This window comes from Cupriavidus sp. BIS7 (assembly GCF_000292345.1).
Classification (GTDB): Bacteria; Pseudomonadota; Gammaproteobacteria; order Burkholderiales; family Burkholderiaceae; genus Cupriavidus.
Genome location: NZ_ALOU01000134.1, coordinates 1 through 648 on the forward strand (window position 1 = coordinate 1; position 648 = coordinate 648).

2 protein-coding genes are annotated in these 648 nt (G+C 66.0%); both read right to left on the reverse strand.

Translation table 11 applies throughout. From position 1 onward, the window contains the following. A partial coding sequence (locus B552_RS0126925; RefSeq protein WP_019452165.1) for an N-formylglutamate amidohydrolase occupies positions 1 to 359 on the reverse strand: 359 nt, incomplete at its 3' end. A gap of 16 nt (positions 360 to 375) precedes the next feature. After that, positions 376 to 648, reverse strand: a 273-nt coding sequence (locus B552_RS0126930) for a tripartite tricarboxylate transporter substrate-binding protein (protein ID WP_026036085.1), incomplete at its 5' end; no start/stop codon positions are given.

The following is a 648-nucleotide window of genomic DNA, read 5'->3' on the forward strand; positions in this document are numbered from 1 at the left end:
CGCCAGACCAGGCCCTTGCCGAGCCGCGTCTTCGATGTTTCCTGCTTGGCGCCGGGCCATGGCGCATCGAGCAGGGCCTCGTCGATCTCCTCGAGGCCCCGGTTGGCGTCGAGGTAGCTGCGCGGAAAACCAGCGCAGAGCAGCGGGATACCGCGCGCGGGCGCGTCGGCGTAGAGCTCGTCCACGAACGTGTCTTCCGCCTGCCGCAGCAGCGGCAGCGGCAGGTTGCCGGCGTAGTGGAAGTCCGCCGGATACGTGGTGCAGCTATGCGGGGAGTCAAGAAAGAGCGGGCCGCACTCGCCCTCCGGCATTTGCAGGAAGAACGGGCTTTCCGAGGTCTTTCGGTCTGCTTCGGTCATGCTGAATTGCCGGTGATTAATCCAGGGAGATCTTGGCGGCCGCGGCCACCTTCTTGTTCTTGGCCACTTCGCTTGCAATCTGCTGCGCGAAGTGCTGCGGCGTGTCGCCCACCGGCGTGGCACCGAGCTTCTCCAGCTTGGCCTTGACTTCCGGCATTGCCAGCACCTTGATGGCGGCGGCGTTCAGCTTGGCCTGGATGTCGGCCGGCAGCTTGGCGGGGGCGATCAGGCCGAACCATGCGGCGTCGTTGACTTCGGGCAGGCCCAGTTCGGCGAAGGTCGGCACGTT